This is a genomic window from Kistimonas scapharcae (assembly GCF_039540975.1).
GTDB classification, from domain to species: domain Bacteria; phylum Pseudomonadota; class Gammaproteobacteria; order Pseudomonadales; family Endozoicomonadaceae; genus Kistimonas; species Kistimonas scapharcae.
In genome coordinates this window covers 1-26,823 of record NZ_BAABFL010000089.1, presented here as the reverse complement: position 1 = coordinate 26,823, position 26,823 = coordinate 1, and the positions used below count along the sequence as shown (strand labels likewise).

Annotated in this window: 26 protein-coding genes; 13 read left to right on the top strand and 13 right to left on the bottom strand. The window is 51.3% G+C overall.

Annotation, left to right across the window (positions count from 1 at the left end):
* Positions 1-234: 234 nt before the first annotated feature.
* The 3 genes from dnaG to rpsU form a co-directional block, all read right to left on the bottom strand.
* Positions 235-2,076, bottom strand: a complete 1,842-nt coding sequence (gene dnaG, locus ABD892_RS05330) for a DNA primase (RefSeq protein ID WP_345194363.1) — start codon at positions 2,074-2,076, stop codon at positions 235-237.
* 173 nt (positions 2,077-2,249) lie between these two features.
* Positions 2,250-2,705, bottom strand: coding sequence for a GatB/YqeY domain-containing protein (locus tag ABD892_RS05325; protein ID WP_345194362.1), 456 nt, complete (start codon positions 2,703-2,705; stop codon positions 2,250-2,252).
* Between the two features lie 124 nt (positions 2,706-2,829).
* Positions 2,830-3,045: a 30S ribosomal protein S21 gene (gene rpsU, locus ABD892_RS05320; RefSeq protein ID WP_211827878.1), complete on the bottom strand. Its 216-nt coding sequence runs from the start codon at positions 3,043-3,045 to the stop codon at positions 2,830-2,832.
* 341 nt (positions 3,046-3,386) lie between these two features.
* Between rpsU and tsaD the strand changes: the two genes are divergently transcribed.
* The 3 genes from tsaD to folK are packed head-to-tail and all read left to right on the top strand — an operon-like array spanning position 3,387 to position 5,368.
* Positions 3,387-4,427 (top strand): tRNA (adenosine(37)-N6)-threonylcarbamoyltransferase complex transferase subunit TsaD, encoded by a 1,041-nt coding sequence (tsaD, locus tag ABD892_RS05315; protein ID WP_345194361.1) that lies wholly within the window; start codon positions 3,387-3,389, stop codon positions 4,425-4,427.
* Between the two features lie 3 nt (positions 4,428-4,430).
* Positions 4,431-4,820, top strand: coding sequence for a dihydroneopterin aldolase (gene folB, locus ABD892_RS05310; RefSeq protein ID WP_345194360.1), 390 nt, complete (start codon positions 4,431-4,433; stop codon positions 4,818-4,820).
* A complete protein-coding gene (gene folK, locus ABD892_RS05305; RefSeq protein ID WP_345194359.1) occupies positions 4,817-5,368 on the top strand; it encodes a 2-amino-4-hydroxy-6-hydroxymethyldihydropteridine diphosphokinase in 552 nt (183 codons plus the stop codon). Before folB ends, folK begins: the two co-directional genes overlap by 4 nt.
* On the opposite strand, the gene ABD892_RS05300 is transcribed toward folK, so the two are convergent.
* Both ABD892_RS05300 and pilB read right to left on the bottom strand, forming a co-directional pair.
* Entirely contained in the window at positions 5,339-6,481 is a 1,143-nt protein-coding gene (locus ABD892_RS05300) for a tRNA nucleotidyltransferase/poly(A) polymerase-related protein (protein ID WP_345194358.1), read from the bottom strand. The two genes, folK and ABD892_RS05300, sit on opposite strands and share 30 nt — an antisense overlap.
* A gap of 98 nt (positions 6,482-6,579) precedes the next feature.
* Positions 6,580-8,280: a type IV-A pilus assembly ATPase PilB gene (gene pilB / locus ABD892_RS05295; protein ID WP_345194357.1), complete on the bottom strand. Its 1,701-nt coding sequence runs from the start codon at positions 8,278-8,280 to the stop codon at positions 6,580-6,582.
* Positions 8,281-8,565: 285 nt separating this feature from the next.
* Between pilB and ABD892_RS05290 the strand changes: the two genes are divergently transcribed.
* The gene (locus ABD892_RS05290) at positions 8,566-9,267 is read left to right on the top strand and encodes an epoxyqueuosine reductase QueH (protein ID WP_345194356.1); all 702 of its coding nucleotides are present in this window, start codon (positions 8,566-8,568) and stop codon (positions 9,265-9,267) included.
* A gap of 42 nt (positions 9,268-9,309) precedes the next feature.
* Here the strand turns inward: ABD892_RS05290 and ABD892_RS05285 are convergent, their stop codons facing one another.
* Positions 9,310-9,741 carry a hypothetical protein gene (locus ABD892_RS05285; protein ID WP_345194355.1) on the bottom strand — a complete coding sequence of 144 codons (432 nt, stop codon included), beginning with the start codon at positions 9,739-9,741 and terminating at the stop codon, positions 9,310-9,312.
* A 257-nt stretch (positions 9,742-9,998) separates the two neighbouring features.
* Here ABD892_RS05285 and ABD892_RS05280 point away from each other — a divergent pair, with 257 nt between their 5' ends.
* Both ABD892_RS05280 and ABD892_RS05275 read left to right on the top strand, forming a co-directional pair.
* The gene (locus ABD892_RS05280; protein WP_345194354.1) at positions 9,999-10,481 is read left to right on the top strand and encodes a pilin; all 483 of its coding nucleotides are present in this window, start codon (positions 9,999-10,001) and stop codon (positions 10,479-10,481) included.
* 727 nt (positions 10,482-11,208) lie between these two features.
* Positions 11,209-12,486 carry an O-antigen ligase family protein gene (locus tag ABD892_RS05275; protein WP_345194353.1) on the top strand — a complete coding sequence of 426 codons (1,278 nt, stop codon included), beginning with the start codon at positions 11,209-11,211 and terminating at the stop codon, positions 12,484-12,486.
* Here the strand turns inward: ABD892_RS05275 and ABD892_RS05270 are convergent.
* The 5 genes from ABD892_RS05270 to ABD892_RS05250 all read right to left on the bottom strand — a co-directional run bounded on the left by ABD892_RS05270 (position 12,471) and on the right by ABD892_RS05250 (position 19,353).
* Complete coding sequence (locus ABD892_RS05270) at positions 12,471-14,213, bottom strand: helix-hairpin-helix domain-containing protein (RefSeq protein ID WP_345194352.1); 1,743 nt, start codon at positions 14,211-14,213, stop codon at positions 12,471-12,473. The genes ABD892_RS05275 and ABD892_RS05270 overlap by 16 nt on opposite strands.
* Before the next feature lie 59 nt (positions 14,214-14,272).
* Complete coding sequence (gene galE / locus ABD892_RS05265) at positions 14,273-15,289, bottom strand: UDP-glucose 4-epimerase GalE (RefSeq protein ID WP_345194351.1); 1,017 nt, start codon at positions 15,287-15,289, stop codon at positions 14,273-14,275.
* Between the two features lie 20 nt (positions 15,290-15,309).
* The gene (gene nadC / locus ABD892_RS05260; RefSeq protein WP_345194350.1) at positions 15,310-16,170 is read right to left on the bottom strand and encodes a carboxylating nicotinate-nucleotide diphosphorylase; all 861 of its coding nucleotides are present in this window, start codon (positions 16,168-16,170) and stop codon (positions 15,310-15,312) included.
* Between the two features lie 92 nt (positions 16,171-16,262).
* A complete protein-coding gene (locus tag ABD892_RS05255; RefSeq protein ID WP_345194349.1) occupies positions 16,263-18,305 on the bottom strand; it encodes an ATP-binding protein in 2,043 nt (680 codons plus the stop codon).
* Between the two features lie 94 nt (positions 18,306-18,399).
* Positions 18,400-19,353, bottom strand: a complete 954-nt coding sequence (locus ABD892_RS05250; protein WP_345194347.1) for a ketopantoate reductase family protein — start codon at positions 19,351-19,353, stop codon at positions 18,400-18,402.
* A 146-nt stretch (positions 19,354-19,499) separates the two neighbouring features.
* Here ABD892_RS05250 and ABD892_RS05245 point away from each other — a divergent pair, with 146 nt between their 5' ends.
* From ABD892_RS05245 to ABD892_RS05230, 4 genes are all read left to right on the top strand, one after another.
* Positions 19,500-20,417: an SdiA-regulated domain-containing protein gene (locus ABD892_RS05245; protein ID WP_345194346.1), complete on the top strand. Its 918-nt coding sequence runs from the start codon at positions 19,500-19,502 to the stop codon at positions 20,415-20,417.
* Positions 20,418-20,577: 160 nt separating this feature from the next.
* Positions 20,578-20,784, top strand: a complete 207-nt coding sequence (locus ABD892_RS05240; protein WP_345194345.1) for a dodecin — start codon at positions 20,578-20,580, stop codon at positions 20,782-20,784.
* A gap of 101 nt (positions 20,785-20,885) precedes the next feature.
* Complete coding sequence (locus tag ABD892_RS05235; RefSeq protein ID WP_345194344.1) at positions 20,886-21,368, top strand: YajQ family cyclic di-GMP-binding protein; 483 nt, start codon at positions 20,886-20,888, stop codon at positions 21,366-21,368.
* Between the two features lie 126 nt (positions 21,369-21,494).
* The gene (locus tag ABD892_RS05230) at positions 21,495-23,063 is read left to right on the top strand and encodes an AmpG family muropeptide MFS transporter (protein WP_345194343.1); all 1,569 of its coding nucleotides are present in this window, start codon (positions 21,495-21,497) and stop codon (positions 23,061-23,063) included.
* 27 nt (positions 23,064-23,090) lie between these two features.
* Here the strand turns inward: ABD892_RS05230 and ABD892_RS05225 are convergent, their stop codons facing one another.
* Positions 23,091-23,405 (bottom strand): MGMT family protein, encoded by a 315-nt coding sequence (locus tag ABD892_RS05225; RefSeq protein ID WP_345194341.1) that lies wholly within the window; start codon positions 23,403-23,405, stop codon positions 23,091-23,093.
* A 194-nt stretch (positions 23,406-23,599) separates the two neighbouring features.
* Here ABD892_RS05225 and ABD892_RS05220 point away from each other — a divergent pair, with 194 nt between their 5' ends.
* Entirely contained in the window at positions 23,600-24,637 is a 1,038-nt protein-coding gene (locus ABD892_RS05220) for a DUF481 domain-containing protein (RefSeq protein ID WP_345194340.1), read from the top strand.
* Between the two features lie 6 nt (positions 24,638-24,643).
* On the opposite strand, the gene ABD892_RS05215 is transcribed toward ABD892_RS05220, so the two are convergent.
* Entirely contained in the window at positions 24,644-25,408 is a 765-nt protein-coding gene (locus ABD892_RS05215) for an SDR family oxidoreductase (protein WP_345194339.1), read from the bottom strand.
* A gap of 235 nt (positions 25,409-25,643) precedes the next feature.
* Here ABD892_RS05215 and ABD892_RS05210 point away from each other — a divergent pair, with 235 nt between their 5' ends.
* A complete protein-coding gene (locus ABD892_RS05210; protein ID WP_345194337.1) occupies positions 25,644-26,018 on the top strand; it encodes a hypothetical protein in 375 nt (124 codons plus the stop codon).
* Between the two features lie 307 nt (positions 26,019-26,325).
* Positions 26,326-26,823: IS1595 family transposase (locus tag ABD892_RS05205; RefSeq protein ID WP_345194336.1), on the top strand; the 498-nt coding region annotated here is incomplete at its 3' end.

Here is a 26,823-nt window from a genome sequence, read left to right as displayed (position 1 = left end):
GCTTGACAGTAAGCGGTCAATTATAGCGTATGTGTGAAGTTGCCTGCCATAAGCATTGGCCTGTGCAGGTATTCGTGATCAACGTCCATTTTTGCATGTCGAGCCTCCACTCCACGGGCCGATGGCTGAATAAGGTTGCCAGAAGGCTATTGTTGCACGTTTGGCTGTCATGCTAAAGCGTCGGCACAAAGATTAGTCAATATCTGTCGTTAGTGGGGATTCTTTAACAGAAGTTCAAGTATTTTGTGATTTTTTTTGTCGTGCTTTTTCAGCTGCCAGGCGCAACTGCTCCAGCGGGTTAAGGGTCTGGGTATCCAGTCGCTTCATGACATCCGCTTCCAGGCGTGCAATGGTCAGGCAAAACTCTTCCTTTTGTAGAGCGAGATTGCTTATGGGGATGTCATTCTTCAGAAGCTCTGTCATGCGTGCCCCCAGTTGTGTGCCATACCAGCTACCGAGAAGCTTATAAGTGGTTTGCTGTGGATTGTTTTGCAGTGATTCCACAAGGCTAACAAATTGCTGCATATCAACGCTGTCGTCTTTACGCAGCGTTTCAACATTAATTTCAGTTGCAAGCGAAGGCGTGTTCAACAGATGGCGCAAGGCGCGATCCTGCAGGCGCAGGCTGATTTTCGGGGTGCTGATCTCTTCCTGTTTTTTCTGCCAGGGTTTGTCTTTGTTAAACAGTTTTTTGCTGCTGAATGTCTGAGGTGTCTCTTGCCAGGCGTCTCTTGGGTCGTTCTGGTATGTGGGTGCGTACTCGGAGGCAGGTTCATACTGTTGCGAATGTGCCGGTGTGTCGCTGGATAATTTCAGGCCTATGGTTTTTTCAGCTTTTTTGTCGAGCAGGTGCTTATAGTTGCCTTCGGGCAGTTGTTGAAAATACGGTTCTGCCATTTTTGCCAGACGCGCACATCCATCCAGTGTTGTTGTGTCGACTTCGTTGGCCAGTTGTTTGAAGAAGTAGTCGTCCAGTGTCAGTGCTTCATTGTGAATCCGTTTCAGGAAAGCCTCTTTACCTTCCTGTCGTACCATTGAATCCGGATCTTCGCCTTGTGGCAGGAACATGAAGCGTACCTGTCTACCGTCGTGCATTTCGGGCAAGGTGTTTTCCAGTGCGCGCCAGGCAGCTTTTCTACCGGCTTGGTCACCATCAAAACAGAAAACAACCTGGCTGGTCAGTTTGAACAGTTTCTCGAGGTGTTCGCGTGTAGTGGCGGTGCCCAGTGTGGCCACGCTGTTGGTAATGCCCTGTTGCGCCAAGGCAACAACATCCATATAGCCTTCAACGACGATGATCTGTTTCAGTTCGCGGTTGGCTTGCCGGGCTTCATAGAATCCGTAGAGTTCTTGGCCTTTATGGAATACCGGCGATTCGGGGGAGTTCAGATATTTAGGTTTTTCATCGCCAAGTACGCGGCCGCCAAAGCCGATAACGCGTCCGCGCTGGTCCCGAATCGGGAACATGATGCGGTGGCGAAAGCGGTCATACAGGCTTTTCTTTTCCTCATGCTCAACCAGCATGCCGGTATCGGTAAGAAGCTTTTCCCGCTCTGGCGTGGTGCCCAGGGTTTTGAGCAGATTGTCCCAGCCGGGAGGTGCAAAGCCGATGTTGAACTGCCGGGCCGTTTTACCGTCGAGACCGCGGTTGCGAAGGTAGCTGATGGCCTGTTCAGAAGCGCTGTGTGACTTCAGTTGCTCCTGGTAATAATCCGCCGCTTTGGTGAGTAATTCATAGGCAGGATTTGGGCTGGTATGTTGGTGCTTGCCCCCATCTTCCCTGGGAACCTCCAGACCAAGGCGGCTGGCCAGCTGTTCAACGGCGACGGGGAAATCCAGGTGCTCCAGGTCCATGATGAAACCCAGGGCATTTCCGCTCGCGCCACAGCCAAAGCAGTAATAAAACTGTTTTTCCTGGCTGACAGTAAAGGAGGGCGTTTTTTCCTTGTGGAATGGACAGCAGGCCTGATGGTTGCGTCCTGCCTTTTTCAGGGGGACGCGGTCGTTGATAACGTCAACGATATCGGTTCGAGCCAGCAGGTCATCAATGAAATGTTGGGGTATCAGGCCAGCCATGGTCCAGCATTATCGCTATGAATGATTGAAGTGAGCGTTGTTCGATTACTCGAATCAGGGTATCACAGGTTGGTTTGGTCGTGGTTGGAAATCTGTTGAGGGCTTCATTGGCGAAAGTTTTCACACTTTCGCCATTCCCAACGGATGCAGGTTGGTGCTGGTCAGGCTGGTCGTTAGTTAGACAGTCGTGCCTTGATCAGCTTGCTGACGACGCCCATGTCGGCGGCGCCTTGAACCTTGGGTTTGATAACGCCCATCAGGCGCCCCATATCCTGCATCGAAGCTGCACCCGTTTCGGTAACGGCGGCTTCAATGATTGCGTTGATTTCATCATCGCTGAGTTGTTTGGGGAGGAAATCCTGCAGAACGACGATTTCTGCGTTTTCCTTGTCAGCCAGTTCCTGACGGCCGGCGTCAGTAAACTGGCTGGCGGCATCCCGCCGTTGTTTGACCATCTTGTCCAGCAGAGCCAGACCTCGACTGTCATCCACCTCAATGCGCTCATCCACTTCCACACGTTTGAATTCCGCCAGCGCCATCCGGATAACACCGAGACGGTCTTTATCCTTGGCGCGCATGGCGTCTTTCATTGCGTCAGTCAGACGGCTCTTCAAAGTGCTGTCAGTCATGGATCTCTCCGGCCTTGAATAAATAAAGTACTGTGCCCGCTATATGGGGACGGCCTTACCCCTATTCAAGGCGCCGGGTCAAACGACGAAATGCCACAGCCGGTCGTATCAGTCGATCAACTGATTAGTACAGACGCTCGCGACGGCGATTTTCGCGCTGCACTTTTTTCAGATGCCGCTTGACTGCTGCAGCTGCCTTGCGTTTGCGAACTGTGGTCGGCTTCTCGTAGTGCTCACGACGACGCACTTCGGACAGAACACCGGCTTTTTCACAGGACCGCTTGAAACGACGCAGGGCAACGTCAAAAGGTTCATTCTCTTTAACTTTGACAGCAGGCATGCAGGCCTCACCTTCCTTAAAATATCAAGTAATGGGATGCCGTTTCCGGCAGTTTATTTCCACATAGGTACAGAGCCAATAGTAGCCGTACATAATGAAAGCGGCGAATTGTAATGAGTGATTGCTATAGCGGTCAAGCATAGTATTTGTCAAGAGGAACGCCTGATCACGCACTACAGGGCCGTGTTGTACCGAATACGCTTACCCTGTAGACCGGCGGATTCGGGAATAGTTTCCGTATTGGCACTGACAATCCATGCAGGCCTGCGGGTAATGACGCTTGCCCTGATGCAGGCATCCTTTATTATTCCCAGCCTGACTTGACCAGGAATACGATGCACATGAAAGTCCTCGGGATTGAATCCTCCTGTGACGAAACCGGTATTGCCATTTACGACAGTGAAGCCGGCCTGCTGGGCGATGCCCTCTACAGCCAGGTGGATATGCACACGGAGTATGGTGGTGTAGTGCCTGAACTGGCTTCCCGTGACCATATCCGACGTGTGTTGCCGTTGATTCGTGACGTCATGGCGCAGGCGGAAGTCAGTCGTGAAGAGATCGATGCGATTGCCTATACCCGGGGGCCAGGCCTGATTGGAGCATTGATGGTGGGTTCAGCCATTGCCAAGTCCATCGCCTTTACCTGGGATGTTCCCGTTATAGGGGTACACCATATGGAAGGCCATCTGCTGGCACCGATGCTGGAAGAAGCTCCACCGGAATTTCCCTTCGTAGCGCTGTTGGTTTCCGGCGGCCACACCCAGCTGGTATCCGTTGAGGGCATTGGTCAGTACAAACTGCTGGGGGAGTCTGTTGATGATGCCGCCGGTGAAGCATTTGATAAAACAGCGATGATGCTGGGGCTGGATTATCCTGGTGGTCCCCGGGTTGCGGCACTGGCGGAGCAGGGTGTTTCCGGTCGATTTCGCTTCCCTCGTCCGATGACAGACCGTCCGGGGCTGGATTTCAGTTTCAGTGGCCTGAAAACCTTTACCCTGAATACCGTACAGCAGCACACCGTTGATGGTCAGATTGATGAGCAGACCCGTGCCGATATCGCCCGGGCTTTTGAAGATGCCGTTGTGGATACCCTGACAATCAAATGTCGTCGCGCCCTGCGTGAAAGCGGGATGAAGCGTCTGGTCATTGCCGGTGGTGTCAGCGCGAACAAACGTCTTCGTGAAAAGCTGGGCGAAATGGCCGCTGGGGAAAACGCAGCGTTATACTATGCACGTCCGGCCTTCTGTACCGACAATGGCGCCATGATTGCCTATGCCGGTTGTCAGCGACTGCTGGCCGGTGAGCGGGATGCCCCGGGTATCCGCCCCATGCCAAGATGGCCGCTTGAAACCCTCACCCCTGTGACTGATGGGAGCCGATAAGCCGTGGATAAGGTCCGGATTGAAAACCTGTATGTAGAAACCATTATCGGTTTTTATCACTGGGAACATGAAGAGCCCCAGCCTCTGCAGATAGACCTGGAACTGGGCACCGATTTTTCAGACGCCTTTGTTTCCGATGACCTGCCGGATGCACTGGACTACGCCACACTCAGCCGGCGAGTAAAGCAGTACTGCCAAGCGAGTCGTTTTCACCTGCTGGAAGCCTTGTGTGGCGGCATACTGAAACTGATTTTTACGGAGTTTGCCGTACAATCCGTGAAACTGGTGATTCGAAAACCCCACGCCCTGCGGGATGCGATTCCTTCCGTTGAATGTTTCCGGACCAGAGAGCAGATGGGCATCAACTGGCCGGTTGACAAGGATTCTGAGTGACACAGTACGCATTACTGGGATTAGGCAGTAACGTTGACCCTGAGCAGCATATTGCTGCCATGGTGTCGGCGTTGTCGGAACGATTTGGTCAGCTCTGGATCAGTTCAGTCACCCGAACCCATCCCGTCGGTGTCGAGAATGCGGATGACTTTCTGAATGTTGTAGTTGGCATACAGACTTCGATGAACGGTCGGGAGCTAAAAGCATGGACCAAGCAGCAGGAAAAGTTGCTGGGACGTGATCATGCTAACCCGATGGAACATCGCAGAGCCTGTGTTGCGGACATGGATATTCTTGCGCTATGGGATGGCAAAGATAGCCTGGTTGATGCATCAGAGTTTGTTAACGAACCATTCTTTTTGGCGTTAGCCGATGAAGCGTTGGACCTTATGGAGAAAAAGGACGCAGCGTGGGCAGAAACCTTTTCTTCGTCACCGATGGAAGATCGAGTCAGCTTGTTCCTGCAGGATGGACGAAGCTTTGGACTATCTCCTGTACAGATGTCTCCGATAGTGGCATCAGGACGCCAGCGCAGCAGCAATGGCTGACAGGCGCTCCTGACGAATAGCCGCGGCTAATGCCTGTCCTTTATGTCCCTGCTTGACCAGGGGCTGTATATCGACGGTTTTGCAGGCAAGTACTGCGGTTTCCAACCAGTTTCTTTGCTGATGGTTGGCGTTAACGGTATGAGCCAGTAATTCGCAGATAGAGAGGAATTGCTGAAAACGCGCTTCCCGTCTGAATACATCGGTTTTTTCCAGAAGCGTTAGCAGGGATTCTGGAGAGGCGCTTGTCATGGACAGCCATGTGGGAAGGTGATTGGCGACCAGTATGGCCATCTCGCGATACTCGACCGGAACCTTTAAGTCTGCACAGAAGGTTTTCAGTTGGTCAGCAGCATTGGTGGCAGGAGCCTGATCCGCCCATGGGAGAGCGGCGAAGACAAACCGGGATACAGTGTCAGACTGTTTTTCGGCAGACCGTGCCAGTGCGGTTCGCGGAATCGCTGAGTCATGACTGAATCCTGGCAATAGCATTGGCATTAATGCTGACAGGGCACCACAATCATTCAGAACATCAAAGAAAACGACTGGTGCAGGTTCTGCCAGCGCACGAACGGTTTCCTGCCAAACCCTTTCCGCCACCAGATAGTTCACTTCACCAGAGCTCACCATGAGTTTCATCAGTGCCGTGGTTTCATCTGCAATCTGAAAACCGAAGGGTGCATAGCGAGCGGCAAAACGTGCCGTTCTGAGGATGCGCAGGGGATCCTCACGGAAGGCGGGTGAGACATGGCGAAGGATGCGATTCTGCAGGTCCTCATGACCATGGTAAGGGTCGATCAGTTCGCCATTATCCGTTTCTGCCATGGCATTAATAGTGAGATCCCGCCGGAGCAGGTCTTCTTCCAGGGTGACATCCGGTGACGTATGGAAGGTGAAGCCGGCATAGCCGTGTCCGGATTTCCGTTCTGTCCTGGCCAGCGCGTACTCTTCACCGGTTTTGGGGTGGATAAAGACGGGAAAATCCTTGCCTACGGGGCGGAATCCCTGTGCTTTCATAGCTGAAGGAGAGCTGCCGACCACAACCCAGTCACAATCCTTGACGGGTAGTCCTAACAGTCTGTCGCGTACAGCACCGCCAACAAGATAGATTTTCATGGATAACAAACAGTACCGGGAAACAAAAGAGGGGGTATTGTAGGGGCCGGAGCGCCTGTGTGGACAGATTTTCCGGCCAGAATCGTTTTCAGGGCAACTTAATCCTGTGTTACCCGGTTCACCTCTTCGAGGGTTGTGACACCCTGTAAGACTTTGACCAGACCTGACTGGCGGAGGCTGTTAAACCCTTCCTGCTGGGCCTGCTCGTTAATCTGCAGTGAATTACCCTCTTCCATGATGATGGACTGCATGCCAGGGGTGATATAAACGACTTCATAAATCCCCACCCGTCCCTTATAGCCTTTGTTGCACTTCTCACACCCCGAGGGTTTGTGGTTGTAGATGACGGCGCCATCCAGCTGTTCTTCGGTGAAACCTTCTTTCAGCAATGTGGCTTTGGGGATATCGGCCTTCTGCTTACAGGAGCACAGGCGCCGCGCCAGACGCTGGGCGATGATCAGGTTAACAGAGGTGGCAATATTGAAAGACGGAACGCCCATGTTTTGCAGACGGGTCAGGGTTTCAGCGGCACTGTTGGTGTGCAGTGTTGACAGTACCATGTGCCCAGTTTGTGCAGCCTTGATAGCGATATTGGCCGTTTCAAGGTCCCGGATCTCCCCGACCATGATGATATCGGGATCCTGCCGGAGGAAGGCGCGCAGAGCCTGGGCGAAGTCCATCCCCTGTTTCGGGTTGACGTTGACCTGGTTGATCCCTTCGAGGTTGATTTCCACCGGGTCCTCAGCGGTGGAGATGTTTCTTTCCACAGTGTTGAGAATATTAAGACCGGTATAAAGCGATACGGTCTTACCGGAGCCTGTAGGACCTGTGACCAGAATCATCCCCTGGGGTTTATGCAGGGCAGTCATGTACATGTCTTTCTGCTCGGGTTCATAACCCAGCATATCGATCCCCATCTGGGCGCTGGAAGGATCCAGTATCCGCAGTACGATTTTCTCGCCCCACAGGGTCGGCAGGGTGTTCACCCGGAAGTCGATCGCCTTGGTTTTCGAGAGTTTGAGTTTTATCCGACCATCCTGGGGTTTACGCCGTTCTGAGATATCCATGGATGACATGATCTTCAGGCGGGACGAGATCTTGGGGGATAGTCCAATGGGTGGTCTGGCTATTTCCTGCAGAACCCCGTCAATCCGGAATCGCACCCGGTAGGCTTTCTCATAAGGCTCGAAGTGTAGATCCGAGGCGCCTTTCTTGATTGCGGTCAGTAGCATTTTATTGACGAAGCGAACGACTGGCGCTTCATCAGCACCATCGCCACTGGTAATTTCTTCCTCTTTGGGGGCGCCGTCTTCTGTATCAAGGTCGTCAAGGTCATCGTCCAGATCATCCAGCGCACTGTCTGGACCGTCCAGGATTTTTTCTATGCCCAGTGCCAGTTGATCCTGGGGGATCAGGATGGCTTCGACATTCAGGCCGGTATTGAACCGAAATTCTTCAACGGCTTTTTCATTGGTCGGGTCTGATACCGCGATGAACAGGCGTGTTCCGCGCTTGAAGAGAGGTAAAGCATTATGCTGGCGTAACAGCTTTTCGGGGATAAGTTCCCGTGGCGCCTGGTTGAAATCGAGGGCGTCAATGTTAAACAGGGGCATGCCGAACATTTCGGCATTGATCAGTGCCAGCGTATTGGCATTGACCAGGTTTTCCTGAACCAGGTAAGTGATCAGCGGCAGCTTATCCTTGCGTGCTGCTTCGACAGCGTTGGCCGCTGTTTCTTCATTCAGAAGGTTGTCAGTAACAAGGCGACGGGCAAGGCCTGTCAGTTGTATATCTGCCATATGCTGGGGAACTCTTGCATGTTTATTGTCTGACGGCAGTATTCTTGTTCGCTGTCCGTATATCCCTTAACTATAAAGGTAAGGTCGCGATTGGTCATCTGTCCTGTCAATGAATCTGTGACAAGGCACTAACAAAGGGAGGTTTACGGCGGGCTATACACAATGACTGGTTATGTATAGGCTGCAGAACTATCAAGGGTTGGCTTTAAGAAGGAATTGATTTAGAGGAATGTTGAAGGTAGGCCATGCTTGATTAACATTTTTTTGAGTGGTAACTGCCAACCTATGTCTGCTTCAAATATCTATTCGTTAGCTCGCTATAAACGCCCGGTATTGTCAGCACCCGGTTCGGCGGAGACTATATTACTACATTCCTGCTGTGCCCCCTGTGCAGGAGAGGTCATAATGGCCATAGAGGCTTCGGGTATTTGCCAGACGGTCTTTTTTTATAATCCCAATATTCACCCACTCGAAGAATACGAAATGCGTAAAAATGAGAATAAACGCTTTTGTGACAAATTAGGTATACCGTTTGTTGATGTGGATTATGATACCGATGTTTGGTTTGAGCGCGTGAAGGGCTTGGAGGATGAGCCGGAGCGAGGGGAGCGTTGTACCGTGTGCTTTGATATGCGGTTTGAACGGACGGCACTGTATGCGCATGAGCATCGTATCCCACTGATATCCAGTACGCTGGGCATATCCCGCTGGAAAAATATGGCTCAAATCAATACCAGTGGCGAGCGGGCGGCTGGTCGTTACAGGGGGGTAGAGTACTGGACGATGAACTGGCGTAAGCAGGGGGGCTCGCAGCGTATGATTGAGCTGTCCAAACAGGAGCATTTTTATCAGCAGGAGTACTGTGGCTGTGTCTACAGCTTACGGGATACCAATCGCCACCGTTTGGCTTGTGGTCGGCCGCGTATCAAACGATTGTCTCAGTTTTATGGCGAGGGGGAACAGCTGATTGCCCGGTCAGATGAATAGAAGGTCAGTTTTTTGTTTTAAGTGAAATGACGCATCAAAACCTCATTCATTGATATGCACATGCTGGAAGGACACTTTCGGGTTGAAATAACCGGCGATCGAAAAGCGCTCAAGGGACTCTCCATTACTGTGTTTGACTCGGAAGAGGAACTCCATGGGGAAATTACCATTGAGAAGTTTGTCATGATCAATCGTCCAGCTTAATAATTCATGTTCCTGATAGCTTCCCAGGTGTGCGTTCACCATATCCTGAAGGTAGGCGCTGTTGTTATCCGTTCGATAAAGCCATGCCCAAGGGCTGATCACGGAATAGCTACCTTCATGGGGAGGTTCGGTCTGTTGCAGGATGGCAACGGCGAAATTTTCGTAATTGGACTTAATCAGGCCAATACTAAAGAGCAGCCCAAACGCTATGAGGCTGACGTAAAGTGTCACACGGATAGCAATAATGGTCCCTTTATTCAGTGTTCTCACAGTTTTCGTCCTTGAATCTGTATTCTTTAACCATAGAAGCTGAGGCGGATTGTTGTTGCTGAATATTTTTAATTACTATTCGCTATATTTGTGGATTTTTTTAATTGTTTTTGTGTTTATCTTGGTTTTTTTGTTTATTAAAGTAATAAATGTGAATGGCGAAATAATAATACGAGATTAAGCTTGTAATTGGCTCGTTTCTTGCCGAATTTATTAGGCGAGCTAAATCTGAAAACGGAATTTCAGGGAGAAATACAATGAGACTAGATAAGGATGTGAAACAGCAGGGTTTTACCCTGATCGAATTGATGATTGTTGTGGCAATCATCGGTATTCTTTCTGCAGTAGCGATTCCTGCTTATCAGGATTACACCAAGCGTGCTCACGTTTCAGAAGGTTTGAACCTTGCTTCCGGTGTTAAGGCAGCCATATCTGAATACTATGCGACTGAGGGCACATGGCCGCTGAATAACGCCAGTGCAGGCTTGGATGCCAGTTTGGCAGGTAATGCGGTTACAGGTGTAGTTGTCAGTAATGACACGATTACCATCACCTATAACACCAAGGTTGACAGCGGTAGCCCAACATTAGTGCTCAAGGCTGCGGCAACCAGTGGTGCAATTACATGGCAATGCGGAGGTAATGGTAGCTCCATTAATTCAAAGTACTTGCCTGCTAACTGTCGTGGTGGTGGCTCGTCTACAACTTCGTCTACTACTACCTCAGGTGGTGCTCCTTAAACCTGACCTAAGTCCGTGCCCTTGTAAAGGGCACGGGCTTGCTGTTTGGTGGAAGTGTTGTATTTGGTTTCGGTGAGTGGCCTTTCTTAATTTATGTGGATTTTCTATAGCTGTAATTGTTTATAAAGAATAGGCAAAGGCATGGGTGTTCGTGAATACTCTGTTAGCTATGGACCTGCTTCGAATTATTTCCAGTCATACTGAAAAACTGCTTTTTTTGATAATAATGGGGTGTGCCTTGTTCTTTCATGGTTACCCTGTTGATTGGTTGCTGCCTGTCGTTCTTGTTTTTGTTGCCATGTTGTTGCGTGGACTACGTGTAGCACAATGCCCTGTTTCTCTGTTGCATGGTGTTTGTTTTTTCTCGCTGCTATTACTGTTTTTTTCTTCTTTCTGGAGCGGTAATCCTGATGCTTCTGAGGTCACTGCATGGCGATTGTCAGCTGCTGTATGGTGCTTTTTTCTCTTAAGTCACAGGGAATGCGATAAAACCGTCCTGTTTTCAATCAGTCTATCTGCTCTCTGTGCTGCCCTGTTAGGACAGGTGGAATATTGGCTGACCCTGACACGTGTAACCAGCCTTTTTTCCGATCCCAATGTTCTCTCGGCTGTGATGTATGTTGCCAGTTTTGTTGGGTTGTATTACTGGGTTTCTTCAACCCGTCATGATAACTGTGGTCCAGGAAAAGCCTCGACGGCCTGTTTTTGGCTAGGGCAGCTCTTACTATTGCTTACCCTGTTTGCTACCGATTCGCGGGGGGGGCTGATTGCGTGGGGTACAGGTGTTGCAGGTCTGCTAATTCTCAAAGCAGTGACAGGGGCTGGTCATGCGCGGTTACTGAAGACGTATTGTCTCATCAGTTTCATTGCCTGGGCAGTAATAACGATACTTCCAACACTGTTAAATCTTGATTCTCCTGCGCGTTATTACGGTGACTTAGTCACACTGAATGGTCGCCTGCCAATCTGGCAAGCATCTTTGCACCTGCTTCCTGATGCGCCCTGGCTGGGAAATGGTTTGGGTACGTTTCATGATCTTTACCCATCGGTACGCACGGAACTGATGACGGGGGGGAATCATGTTCATAATGATTATATTGAGCTTCTGGTTGAGGGCGGCATTGTATTGCTGTCGCTATTTTGTTTATGGCTGGGGCTCCATCTCTGGTTATTGCTCAAAGTGTTGTTACGGGGCGCGAAAGGCGGTTGTTCCGGTTTTGCGTTAGGTATCCTCTTATCCTGTAATTTGATGCTATTTTTGCATGCAGCAGCCAACTTTATTGTTTATGTTCTCTGGCTGAATCTGGCAATGGGGATGGTGTTTGCCCTGATATGTCGTATAGCCTGGCAAGAAGGCTATTTAAAACCGCCACAGTGGCATGAAATTCCGAAGTTTTATAATTGGTGTGGTGGTTTTGCATTGTTGTTTATTACCGCGCAGTTCACTTTATCCGCTACAGCACAGTATCTGTTTGATAGCACAAGGGAGCGCCCCCTGTGGGTTGCTAAACTCCGTGGGGATCTCTCGGCGAATGCTGTGATTTTGATGCTGTCGCCCAGCAATCAGGTGGCGACGATTGATTTGATGAATCGACTCAAGGTGGCGATGGCGCAAAGTCATGATCGGCAGGTACAGCATCGGATTTTCAGGCAGATATGGATAATGGTGAAAATGCTGCGTGAGGATGCGCCGTTTAAAGCGCGAAATCATTTGATTGCAGCGCAGCTGATTGATTATGCAGAGGCGAATGACATCCCTTTACCTGAGGATGCAGAAACCTTTGAGCAAGCCTGGGAAAAGGCCGTTACCCTGAATCCCGGGTATTTACAGGCGCATGTCGTCAAGGCGAAACGTATCGAGCGGGAAGATGCAGACGCTGCATTCAGGTTACTGAAGGGAATAGGGCAGGGTTGGTTTCAGTTTGCGCCGGAAAAACAGGTACAGGATTACCTTCAAATGTTGCAGCATCTGGTGGTACGCCAGTCACTTCAACGAGATAGTTGAAGTTGATGCCTGGATTCCCTGGTCGATTGCTTGAGCCAGCGAATTACTGTCTGAATTTCCTCAATCGACAGGTAGTATTTGATCTTTTCTGCCTGCTGCTTTCCGAGCGATGTCTGGTTGGCAATATCGACTGCAGATGCACCAGTGAGCTGATCCCAGGTGTTGAAATAGGTCACCAGCTGACGGGCTCTCTGCCTGCCAATACCCGGAATGCTGAGAGCCACTAACTGACGTTCAAAAGCTGGCTTAGGCGCTTCAGTCATTAATTGATGAAGGCGTGTGGCTTTTGACGGATTGACTGCGCTGTATGTTGTGATCTTGGAAGGGGTTAATGTCAGAACGTCGGCGATTTCATGGATAGCGCCATTGGTTGTCAGTTCATTCAGCAGGGGAATACCCAGCACAGAAATATTAAGCCCTTGCTTACCCAGCAACCACTCGATGCGGGACAGAAACTGCTGGTGGCAGATTTTACTGTAACGAAGGCAGGTGAAGGGGGTGTGGCGGGATTCGTCAGGCAGGTTAACGGAAGTACGCTCATTAGAACGATGAACAATCTTATTTAGTATGGGAATGGCATTGCCTTTGAGTGTAATGCTTACCATATCCCCTGGCGCGATGTTTAATGCACGTAATCGCTTAATGCTGCCAACGGGTACCTGTTTGATGGTTATGCCGGCCAGCAAGCTTGGTTCCAGTTGCAGGATGGCGGTGATTTTTCCGGTTCTGCCGATGGTGAAGGTCATGTTCTTGATAGTCGTCACCGCGTGATCAGCGGGAAACTTCCAAGCCATGGCCCAGTGTGGCTCGGAAGCATTTTCACCAAGCTCTGTACGAACAGACATGCGATCGGTTTTTATGACAATGCCATCCATAAGGAAAGGCATACCTGCCTGTGATTGATGCAATTGTTCTCGCAACGCATCAGCCTGGCTGATATCCGATAACACCCAGGAATATTCCGATAGTTTGAAGAAACCCCAGTCTGCCAATTGTTGATGGCTTTGGCTGTCGCTTTCCCAATGATGTTGAATCCAGCGCCAGGGGAAAAAGTCGAGCACCGCCAAATTGTTTGGTTCAGGTTGATCCCTTTGCAGCATGGCGGCAGTAAAGTGTCGGGCGCTGACATAGTTTGAGAGCTGACCTTTGATTAAATCAAGACGGGCGAACACCTCTCCATGCAGGACGACCTGCTCCGTAGTATCTAGCTTTGTAGGAATATGGGGGATTTTTCGAATCACTGGCAGGATATCCTCACCCCATTCGCCATCGCCCCGGGTGGATGCCTGTACTAATCGACCATCCTGATAGACCAGTTCAGCCGCTACACCATCGACTTTGGGCTGAAGTTGCACCGGGCTGCCAAGGTGGTTTATGGCTTCGATAAATCGCTGAATTTCTGGTTTGTCTTTGCCTTTTTGGAGACTGGTCATAGGGTGGATATGGCGGATATTGCCAGAGGGGGGGCTTTTTGATGGCAATGCCTCCGCCAGAGAGGGCTGGCATTCGTTCAAGGCCTTTCGACGTTCTACCAGTGCATCATATTCGGCATCGGATATTTCTGGCTGGTGTGCCTGAAAATAAAGCCGATCATGATGCCGGATTGTTTCGTCCAGTGATTGCAGTTCCGCAGACAGCTGCCCGGATGAAAGAGAACCACAAATATCCCCGAAAGTGTTCTCGATGCAAAATAAAAGCAGGAAGGCGGATAAGACAGGTTTTCTCATGGTGTATCCCCACCTGTATCAGGCAGGGATATCGGCAGGATAACGCCAGAATCAACCCGTTAGCTGTGATAACCATCAGGGTTTTGTGACTGCCAGCGCCAGGCATCGTTGACCATATCGTCCAGTGATTTTTCGGCAGCCCAGCCCAGTTCCTGGCGCGCCTTGGTGGGATCCGCGTAGCAGGCGGCGATGTCACCCGGGCGACGGGCTACGATGTCATAAGGCACCGGTCGATCCGATGCCTGCTCAAAGGCGTTCACCATTTCCAGCACGCTGTGACCCTGACCAACGCCGAGGTTCCAGACCTGAACGCCACAGTTTTCCTGCAGACGATGGATGGCGCAGACATGACCGCGGGCCAGATCCTTCACATGGATATAATCACGGACACCTGTGCCGTCAGGTGTAGGGTAATCATTGCCGAACACGTGCAGTTTTTCCCGCTTGCCGATGGCGACCTGGGCGACAAAAGGCATCAGGTTGTTGGGAATGCCATTGGGGTCTTCACCGATCAGTCCTGACGGATGCGCGCCTACGGGATTAAAGTAACGGAGTAGCGCGATGTTCCAGTTACCGTCCGCTTTATGCAGGTCTGTGAGGATTTCCTCAATGATCAGCTTGGAGCGTCCGTAGGGATTGGTGGCTGACAGTGGGAAGTCTTCAGTAATGGGCAAACTGGCAGGATCGCCATACACTGTTGCTGATGAGCTGAATACCAGGTTTCTTACACCGTTATCTGCCATCGACTGGCACAGGGTAATGGTTCCGCTGACATTGTTGTCATAATAAGCCAGTGGCATTTCGCAGGATTCACCCACTGCCTTCAGGCCGGCAAAGTGAATCACAGAGCTGATGGTGTTGTTCTGGAACAACTTGTCCAGAAGCGGACGATCTCGGATATCGCCTTCGACAAAACGCACTGACTTTCCGGTAATCTGTTCAACCCGTCGCAGGGATTCAGCACTGCTGTTACACAGGTTGTCGAGAACCAGAACGTCATAGCCCTTTTCCAGCAATTCGACGCAGGTGTGGCTGCCAATATAACCGGCGCCGCCGGTCACAAGAATTGTGCTCATAAAAACGTTCCCTGGTGCTGTTAACCGGTAATGCGCATGGACAGATCAACCGCCCGGCAATCCTTGGTTAAGACACCGATTGAAATATAGTCGACGCCGGTTTCTGCAATAGCGCGCAAGGTGGTTTCTGTGACACCACCAGAGGCTTCGAGTTTTGCTTGACCGACGGTAATCGTTACGGCCTGGCGCAGATCCGGCAGGGTAAAGTTATCCAGCATGATGATATCCGCGCTACCGGCCAGGGCCTGCTCCAGTTCCATGAGGCTTTCCACCTCAACTTCCACCGGTTTTCCGGGAGCCTGCTGTCTGGCGGCGCCAATCGCCTGGGCAATACCGCCACAGGCGGTGATATGGTTTTCCTTGATCAGAAAGGCGTCGTACAGCCCGATGCGATGGTTATGGCAGCCGCCGCAGGTCACAGCATATTTCTGAGCCAGCCGCAGTCCCGGGATGGTTTTTCGGGTATCCAGTAATCGGACGCCGGTTCCCTCGACCAGGTCCGCATAGTGTCGACAGGTGGTTGCCGTACCGGAAAGCAGTTGCAGGAAATTGAGTGCGCAGCGCTCCGCTGTCAGCAGTGAGCGGGCAGGGCCGTGCAGATTGAACAGAGTTTTATCGGCATTGACCTGTTCGCCATCGCTAACCAACCATTCCACCTCAATGCGAGGGTCGACCTGCTGAAACACCTCATTCACCCAATCACGCCCACAGATAACTGCGGCTTCCCGGCTGATAACCCGGGCGCTGGCAATGGCTGAAGGAGGGATCAGGCCGGCGGTGATATCGCCAGTGCCAATATCTTCGGCCAGTGCATTGCGGACATTCAGGGTGATGGCTTCCTGGAGCGCTTGTGATGTCTGGAATTCGGGGCTGCTACTCATGCTATACCTGTCTCCGGCTGAGGCGTGATTATAGCGAGAGTGTCGGGCGCAGACTATTGGCTGGCAGCATTGCTGAGTTTAAGAATGAGCGATTAAGGCAGGGCTGCCTCAATAATCGTGGGCATATGCGGTTTTTCAGACAGCCGGGACTGCTGCAGATTCAGGGTAATGGTGAATTCTGTGCCAATGCCTGGGGTGGATATGACGCTCATAGCGCCCTTGTGGTTGTTGGTAATAATGAAATAAGACACGGACAGCCCAAGACCTGTGCCGGCACCGATGTCCTTGGTGGTAAAGAAAGGCTCGAAAATGCGTTTGCGGGTGTCTTCGTCCATGCCTGCGCCATTATCGCTGACCGTGATCAGGGCGTGGTTACCCTGCTTGCGGGTTCGGATGACAATCTTGCCCTGCCAGTTGGCTTCGGTACGGGCGTTGATGGCCTGGGCCGCATTCTTGAGCAGGTTCAATAAGACCTGCTGGATTTCATCGGTGATACAGGGCACGGCTGTTAACCGCTCGTCCAGATCCTGCTCCAGGCTGATGCTCATGAAATCGAAACCTTTCTTCAGGTCAAAATCTGAACTGGCAATCTCAATGGTACGTTCAATAATTTCTGACAGGTTGGTCGGTGTCAGTGTTTTGCTGCCACGACGACTGAACTGGAGCATATTGGAGACGATCTTTGATGCCCGCATGCCGGCACTGTTGATATTGTCGAGAAAACGGGTGATTTCGCGGTTTTCCAGGTAAGCATTGAGTATTTCCAGCGGCAAGCCCAGTGCGTCGGCCTCTTTCTGGTTGGCGGGCAACGTTGAAGATATGCGTCGTCGGATATTCTGTACGCCTTGAATGATGGCGCCCAGTGGATTGTTGATTTCATGCGCCATACCGGCGGCCAACCCTCCGACAGACATCATTTTCTCTGTCTGCACCATCATCTCTTCCAGTTGTAGCCGTCGGGTGATGTTATCGATGCGGATAACGGCGCCATCATTGTCATCACCGCTTAGCGGGTAAATGACAAGATCCAGGTAATTCTCCCCGTCAGCCAGCATCAGCGGCAGCTTTTCCACCAGTTGTGAGGTTTGCAGATCCAGCGCCTGTTGAACCTTGGGCAGGCAGTTGGCCAAAAAGGGCATGAATGTGCCCAGCGGCAGGCCGAGGGCGGCATCATGTTCCATATCTGCCAGTTGGGTTGCGGCCTTGTTGCATTGGGCAACCAGCAACTGTTCGTCGACGGCAATCAGGGCCGATGGCATGGAGTCGATGATATTGTTGAGGTAATTCTGGAAACTGGTCAGCTTGTGCTCCGCCCGCTTACGAACCTTGACCTCAAGCTCCAGCTTCTTGTTGGTCATATGGGTTTCGATGGCCAGCGCCTGGGCTTTCATACTGGCCTGTTCCGCCTTGTCCCGTGCGCTGGTGAGCAGTTGGTCCCGCGCTTCTATTCGGCTGAGCATGGTATTAAACGCCTGTGCCAGGATACCGACTTCATCGTGGTAGAACTTCTGTGCACGGACGCCGTAGTTCTCTTCAATGGAGACGGTATTGGCAATCCTGATGAGGTGCAGGACCGGTTGGGTTATGTAACGGCGCACCAGGCGGGCAGCGGCACTGGTTAACAGGAAAATAAAGACGAGAATGATCAATACGGCGATGGTCATCCCGGCGTAGAAATCCATGGGTAGTGACGGATCAGTTTCAATGTAAAAGGTCACCGTTCCGCCGTCGGCGAGGTCTACGCGGGCGATATGCTGTGTTTCATTCTCGATCTGTTCGGGCGCCGTATTCGGAATGTTGTGGGGCTGGCCTTTCAGGTCATGGGTGGCGTACAGGCGGCCATTCGAATCATACAGGGCGATACTGTTGATCAGTGAATATTCACTGGCGGCGTCCAGTACTTCGGCGGCTTTTTCCGGGCTTTTCAACAGGGTGTTAAGGACCGGTTCTTCCGAGAGGATTCGGGTCACCGCCTGAACACTGGCAGGCACAAAATTGTTGCGGGAGACCAGGTAGGCGGAAAGAATGAGTGTGGTACTGGCAATCAGGGCCACCGCCAGTACGACGCTGACCATGACCAGTATCAGCTTGCGGCTGATAGGCAGTCGCGAGAGGTAGTCATTCAGTCCGGACATGGTGCCTGATGCCTGGTTGCCAATCGGATATCAGTGCTAGGTTACACCGCTCTTTGTCCGCATGGGAACCCGCTGATTAAAACCTGTCCAATGTTTAATGAATACCTTGTTGCTTCAACTGTTCCATCAGGGCGTGATGGGAAGGTAGTTCCATCCCGATTTGTCTGGCCTGGTCAAGCAGAAAACCGTTAATGAATGGCAACTCGGTCAGGCGTCCATGGCTGACATCCTGAAATGTGGAGGAATAGTTATTGGCGGTGCGTTGGAGCACTTCCCGGGTTTGTTCCTGCAGGTTGATATCACAGTGGATTTTCAGTCGCGTCATCAGGCGGGTTGTCTCTTCGCACAGGGCGTTCACCTGTTGCCAGCGATTCGGGCAGGAGAGTAATTCCCCGTTTCGGCACAGATAAACGGCCGTCAGACCATTGATGGCGCTGTTGATGGCAAGCTTCAACCAGAGACGTTCCTGTATGTTGTCGCAGGGGTGAATCGTCAAACGGCTGATTGATGTTAACTCGGACAGCGGTGTTTCAGAGAAAGGGGCTGTAGATGCATTGAGTGGACCGATCCAGGTTTGTCCGTGTCCGGCATGGTGTACTGTCCATCTTGCCGGGTTTTCCTGATTCTCTGCGGCTTTCCAGGCTCCGTCAGTGGTTGTGCCGGCCCAGACATTATGGCCTTCCAGCAGTGCGTTGACGGCGTCCTGACTGCCCATGCCATTTTGAAGCAGTAACACAACGGCGTCTTTGGCAAGGTGGGGGACAATATCGCGGACAGCCTGCAACGTATCGCGAGCCTTTGTCGCCACAATCAAACGTTTTATGGGAGAATCAATATGGTGTTTGTCTGCGATGGCAATATCGAATAATTGACGACGATGGTTATCAACCAGCTCAAGCTCTGGCTTTAGCTGTGTGGATTTTCCGGCTATTTCCCGCAGGCGTTGCTCCCGTAGAATCAGCATGCACGGCTTCCCGCTTTCCCTGAGACTGGCTGCCCAGAGGCATCCAATGGCGCCTGCGCCGAGAATAGTCCAGTGATCAGCCATGCAGTACTCCATGGTTAAAACGTCATCTGTCGTTCTATGGTAACGGCAGCATGAAAGAAATTTTATATCCGCGTGAACTATAACGCCTGACGGTTGTCTGTTGTCTATAGTTGTTAAGCCTATTTCTGTTGTATGTGAGTTGTATCTTGAACGCTTTCCTGACAAAGAAGAACCTGATTTTACTGGCGCTCATACTGCTGGGTGTTTTTGCTGTTGTGCAGTTGGATGTCGACGACCGCCTTTATGACTGGTACCTGACCAAGACAACCCCGGAGACTGTCCGGAAGGATGCCATCTGGTTGCCGGATTACCAGGTTGCCACCGAGGCAAAGGAACTTGCCGGTATCAATAATAATGCATCCGGTGTGACCTGGGATCCATTGACGAAAACATTGTTCATGGTACTCAATGGCCCCAATCAGATCATTGAACTATCCCTTGACGGCGATGTTATCAGGCGGATTCCTCTGGAAGGTTTCGAAGATGTTGAGGCGATTGTCTGGGTGGGTGGTCATCACTTTGTGATTGCCGATGAACGGCATCAGAGTTTGATCAAGGTAACCGTTACGCCTGAAACCCAGGTGATTGTCCGTGAAGACTGCCCGAGTTTTACACTGGATATGGAAGCTGGGGATAACAAAGGTTTCGAAGGGTTGGCCTGGGATCCGAAGGATAATGGCATCTTTGTGGTTCGTGAACGGGATCCCATGCGACTCTATAAAATTCATGGTTTAGTGGGCGATAAACAGCCGGCAACCATGCGTGTTGAGAAATCGGAGGCACTCAGCGAAGGAGCCAAAGCCTTCAGTGATGATCTGTCCGGTTTGCACTTTGATCCCAAGACCCGCCACTTGCTGGTGTTGAGTGATGAATCTCAGCTATTGAAGGAAGTGGATGAGCAGGGGCATCCCGTCAGTTTTCTTGAGCTGTCCCATGGCTGGCATGGTTTGAATGAGGATGTGCCCCAGGCGGAAGGCATTACCATGGATGATGCCGGGAATCTCTACCTGATCAGTGAGCCCAACCTGTTCTATAAATTCACTCGCAAAGCGCCAGGTCAGTGAGCCACTGACCTGACATGCTGCCATTGCATTGCCAGTGATCTTGCTGGGGCTGATACTGCCGCAGTGTATGGTGACCGGCAGTTTTTATCCGCCGATGTGATCATGGGCGACCTTACTATACTCAGGCGATACGTCCTGAAACCGGCGAGGTTGAAACGTCATGAGTGCACATGTGTATAAAAAGGTGGAAATTGTCGGCAGTTCCGAAACCGGTACTGACGATGCCATCCGTAATGCGATCGCCAGGGCATCACAAACCCTGAAACATATGGACTGGTTTGAGGTGGTCGAAACCCGCGGTCATATTGAAAATGGCAAGGTGGCACATTACCAGGTCACACTGAAAGTGGGCTTTCGGCTGGAATGACGGTGTTATATCGTACGCTTTGTACGGTATAACCGGCCATTGGGCAGGGCGGCCCTTTAGGCTAGAATCGTGCCATTGAATCGACAAAGGGAGACAGGCGAATGCCGTCATTCGATATTGTGTCTGAAGTGGATATGCATGAACTCAGCAACGCGGTGGACCAGGCCAACCGTGAATTGTCCACACGCTTTGATTTCCGTGGTATTAATGCATCGTTTGAACGGAACGACACAACCATTACCATGACTGCCGATGCGGATTTCCAGCTCAAGCAGATGTTGGAAATCCTGCAGGTGAAAATGCACAAGCGGGATATTGATATCAAGTGCCTTGAGGTGAAGGATCATTACGGTTCCGGCAAGCAGGTCAAGCAGGAAGTGATCATCCGCCAGGGGCTGGACAAGGAACTCAGCAAAAAAATCACCAAGATGATCAAGGAAGCCAAGATGAAAGTTCAGGCGGCCATTCAGGGTGAGAAAGTACGTGTCACAGGCAAGAAGCGGGACGACCTGCAGGAAGTCATCGGCATGCTACGGGAAGCCAAGCTGGAAATGCCGCTGCAATATGATAACTTCCGTGACTGAGATGCATTGATCATCCCGTGATGATCGCACATGAATAAACGGCGCCTGTATTGCCTGATTACTGGGGCTGGCGTCGGACTTCCCTCGTTTCAATGACAATAAACCTGATCCAGCTGGATGGTTCCCGTGTCCGAACAAGCCGCAAACCCAATGTCCGACAGGACACCGGAACAGACCCGCTCATGGCGTGAAGCCATTCGCAGTTGTTTTCATCCCCGTGTCATCAGCATGCTTTTTCTCGGTTTTTCTGCCGGGTTGCCGTTGCTGCTGATTTTCAGTTCTCTCTCTATCTGGTTGCGGGAAGCGGAAGTGTCCCGGTCGACGGTGACGTACTTCAGTTGGGCGGCACTCGCGTATTCGTTCAAGTTTGTCTGGGCGCCGTTGGTGGATCGCCTGCCTTTGCCTTTTCTTACCCGATGGCTGGGGCGTCGTCGAGGCTGGTTGCTGCTGGCGCAGGTCGCGATTGTCGGCGCACTGCTGTTTATGGCTGGGAATGATCCGCTTCACAACCTGGCGTTGACGGCGATTGGTGCGGTTATGCTGGGTTTCTCGTCAGCAACCCAAGATATTGTGATTGACGCCTACCGGATTGAGGCGGCAGACAATAATCTGCAGGCCATGATGTCTTCCAGTTACATGGCAGGCTACCGGATCGGAATGCTGGTGGCGGGAGCCGGTACGCTGAAATTGGCCAGTGCCTTTGCCGGTGCCGATGGTGGATATAGCTACATGGCCTGGTCGATGGCCTATGTTTGCATGGCAGGCATGATGGGTGTGGGCATCCTGACGACGTTGCTGATACCTGAGCCGAAGACGAACCAGGACGGTAGCCTCTCCGGTGTCTATAACACACAAGATTATCTGCGCTTTTTGGGGCTGTTTGTTTTAACGGCGGGCGTCTTTGTTGGCAACTTCGTACTATTTTCAAGCGTTGTTGCGGCAACAAAAAGTGCAATAGACGCAGGTCCCTTGAGCGGATTTCTGTTGGAAGCCGTGCGTATTGTTATCAGTGTTGTTATTGCCTTGCTGGCTGCCAGGCTGCTGATCGGCATGCAGCTGGTGTCCCGGCACATGGTGCGTGAAACCTATATTGCGCCGTTTACGGATTTCTTCACCCGCTACGGTAAAACGGCGTTGTTTATTCTGGCGCTGGTGGGCAGTTACCGCATTGCCGACATTGTGATGGGCGCCGTCGCGAACGTGTTTTACAGCGATATGGGCTACACCAAGGATCAGATCGCGAATATTACCAAGACCTTTGGCTTATTGATGACCATTGCCGGTGGCTTTGTCGGTGGTGTTCTGGCCATCCGTTTTGGTGTGTTGAGAATGCTGTGGGTGGGTGCACTTCTGGCTGCTATCACTAACCTGCTATTTGCCCTGATCGCGGGTATGGCGCCTCAGTCGATGTTGCTGGCGGTGGTGATTGCCGCCGATAACCTCAGCGGTGGTGTGGCAACGGCGGCATTTGTCGCCTATTTATCCGGGCTGACGAACCGGGCGTTCACTGCCATGCAGTATGCCGTGTTCAGTTCCCTGATGACCTTGTTACCCAAGATCCTGGCCGGTTACTCCGGTACAATGGTGGATGCCTTGGGCTACCAGACCTTTTTCATCGTGACGGCGGTCATGGGGTTGCCGGTGCTGGCATTAGTCAGTTGGATTATCCGACTGGAACGCAGGCAGTCTGAGTAAGAGCATAGATCGTCGGAACGTGGCGTGTTAATCCACGCCATTCCAGCCGTAGGTGGTCAGAGATATTTTTTCCCCGGTGAACTGAATGCCTTCCTGTTCAAGGCGTGACTTCTGTTCCTGGTATTTGTTGCTGTCCAGCGGGAAAGACAGTTCTCCCCTGCTGTTGATGACGCGATGCCAGGGCAGGTCTGAGCCCCGGGGCAGCTGGCTGAGAATGCTGCCGACGGCACGGGCCTGGCGCGGTAGTCCGGCTAGCTCGGCCACCTGACCATAGGTAGCGACATGGCCATGGGGGATTTTGCTGACAACCAGCCAGATCTGCTGGTGTCGGTTCAGGATCATCAAGAAATACAGTCTCGGTTAACCAAACAATGTCTTACCCGCATTATCGGTTTCAGTGGCCGCATTGCCAAGTTGAACCGTCAGATGATGAGATGTCCGGGCAGTATGAAGGGCATGCCTCCGTAGAGAGACGGTAAATTCTTTTTTATGCAGCAGGCTTATACCCTGATAATGTTGCGTCCCCAATAGGCTTAATGGTTCTGTCTGTAGATAGCGATTCTATGTTCTTCCGATTATTACGATGGTTGTCATGCTGTGCGTTGTTAGCGGCACTGCCGGTTTCTGCGGATACGTTGTGGCTGACGAATAACGACATTATTCGCGGCGAGGTCAAGGAAATGACTGACGGCAAGCTGCATTTCACCACGCCCTGGGGTGGCACGGTTCAGGTGGACCTGCGTTATGTGCGGGCACTAGAAACGGAGCAGTTGCTGTGGGTGCGGATGAAAGGACAGAATACTTTTAGGTTGATGAAATTTGACCAGAAAGGCGGCAAGACCTGGATGCTCGATAACCAGGGCAATGAAACGGAACTGGACGATAAACAGAAGCTGGCGCGTCTCCTGAACAATGATCCGGGTGAGGAGCAGTGGTTGTTCAGCGGCCATTTAAATGTTGGCTTTGATACCGAACGGGGTGACGAAGATGAGTTTCGAACCAGTGGCCAGCTGAATATCCAGGATCGTGTGAACCGAAATATCATTAACTGGAAAACCTATTACAGCCGGGAAGACGGGCAGACCAACGACCGGGAATTCAAAATCAGTTACGACTATAACCGGTTTATGGATGAGCACTGGTATTTGCTGGGGAACAGCCTCTGGCAGTACGACAACAGTGAAAGCCCCCGGGAAACCGTCGCCGGCGGTGGCGGTATGGGTTACCAGTTCTGGGATCGTCCGGATGGCGCCCTCAAGATGGACATCGCCTTGAACAGCCTTTGGGAAAATTACCCCAATGACAGCAATGAACAGCATATGGCGTTGCGCTGGGGGGTGAATTATTCCCAGAAACTCTGGGATAACCTCAGCTTCCACCATGACTGGGTGCTGTTCCGTCGACTGGGAGGCAAAAAGCAGTGGTTGCTGGATACCACCACAGGCCTGCGTTTATCGATTACCGATAATCTCTGGTTCAACCTTCAGCTGGACTTCGACTATGACAACAAACCGGCAGAGGAGTCCTACCGGTCTGATCACAGTTTCAGTTTTGGCCTGGGGTATGGCTGGTAAGCGGGGCTAGATCCGCAGGCCGCCATCGACTTCGATGACCCGTCCGTTGATGTAATCATTCTCAAGAATGAAGCGGACGGTGTTGGCGATCTCTTCCGGTTGCCCCATCCTCTGCATAGGGATGACGGAGGTCATCTTGGCCTGGGCTTCAGGCTTCATGGCGGCGGTCATCTCTGTCTCAATCATGCCGGGGGCAATGGCGGCGCTGCGGATCCCGTAACGGGCCAGTTCCCTTGCCCAGCTGACGGTCATGGCGACCACGCCCGCCTTGGCGGCGGCATAGTTGGTCTGGCCAAAGTTACCGGCCCGGGCGATGCTGGAGATGTTGATAATCACACCGCCGGTACCCTGTTCAATCATCTGTGCTGCCGCTTCCCGGCCACAGAGAAAAACACCGGTCAGGTTCACGTCGATAACTGATTGCCACTGTGCAAGGGAAAGTTTGTCGACAATGTTGCCGTCTTTGACTTTCACCAGCAGGCCATCCCTGAGAATGCCTGCGTTGTTCACCAATACGTCCAGACTGCCGAAGTCGGTTCGGATAGCTTCCATCACGTTAATGACGTCGGCTTCCCGGGCAACGTTAGCAATATAGTGTTTGGCGTTGTCGCTGCCGGCGTCAGTGCATAGCCGTTGCGTTTCGATAAGGCCATCTTTGTCAAGATCCGCCAGTGCCAGCCTGCATCCGGCGGAGGCTAATGTGGCGGCTATATTTCGTCCCAGCCCACGTGCGGCTCCTGTGATCAGAACGACCTTCTGGCTTAAATCCATAGCTACCTCTCTTGTCTGTGATGATCTCTGTTATAACTCAATGATTAATCATCTATGTCGGTTTGATTATGGAGAGAGTATATACTGGGTCGTCCAACAATACTGCCTACGCTAAATAATATTGCTGAAAAGTTATAAAATTAATATGCATTCTTTTTATTGGTTTTCTTGTTTGTGTTTTAAANAATTCCGAGACTGGCAAATATTATCGAATACGCCTCATGCTGGCTGCCATGTGGTCTGCACAGGAGTTTTTGAGTACTTACGCTTCAGTGCCTATACTCTACCTGCATACCACAATCCAGAAGAAGAAATTCATGAAGCATTGAGCCAACTGTGTACATTAAAAGAAAGGCTAACCCCCTTTCGCCAAGATCTTGTAGATCTGGCAGTAGGCATCGGTGAAGAAAACATCCAACCCATGACCGAAGAAATACTTACATCCATAAGAGACAGCCTCGGAAATCATGTTGACCTTGTCGTTAAACGGATATCTATATTAATTGATCATCAAATAAAATTAATCGACGAACGAATTAAAGAAAGCACTCCCACTGAAATATATATAAAAGCTACGACAAAACCGATCACTATCACCGAAGCAGAATAACTTAAAAAAGCATTAATAAAAGAGAAGAACCCCTGCAATCTTCATACAAATATCTCCTATTAAAATTTAATAACATACTCAAAAAACTCATTCATCACAGAAGAAATGAAAACTGCTAACATCTAAATATAAGAATAACACTAGGATAATCAGGAGAAAAAACATGGAAGAACCCCAAAAAGCACTATCTATCCCAGCTCCTCTGATGGTGCTTGATGGCATAGGAATTTCCTGATTACCACCTAACATAAGCCATTCTCCCGTCTAAACTTACGACACTGGTTTTCCTTGGGTTAGGAGACGTGTCATGGCCAGGAACAAAATCCAGTTTCAGAAAGGCATGAGCCTTGTGGAATTCTTTCAGCGATACGGTCAGGAAGGGCAATGCCGCGATCAGTTTTTCAAATGGCGCTGGCCGAACGGATTTGAATGCCCTCTGTGTTGTTGCCGGGAGTATTGCACCCTGAAAACCCGCGAACTCTACCAATGTAACCGTTGCCACCATCAAACATCACTGACTAGCGGTACCATTCTGGAAGCCAGCAAGCTGCCCTTCACCATCTGGTTTCTGGGCATGTTTTTAATGACTCAAACCAAGAATGGCATATCAGCCATGGAGCTTTCGAGGCAGCTTGGCGTCTCTTATAACGCCGCGTGGCGCCTGAAGCACAAGCTCATGCAAGTCATGAAAGAACGGGATGACAGCCGTCCTCTGCAGGGGCATGTGCAACTGGATGATGCCTACTGGGGTGGTGAAAAACATGGCGGCAAACGGGGAAGAGGTTCTGCAAACAAACACCCCTTT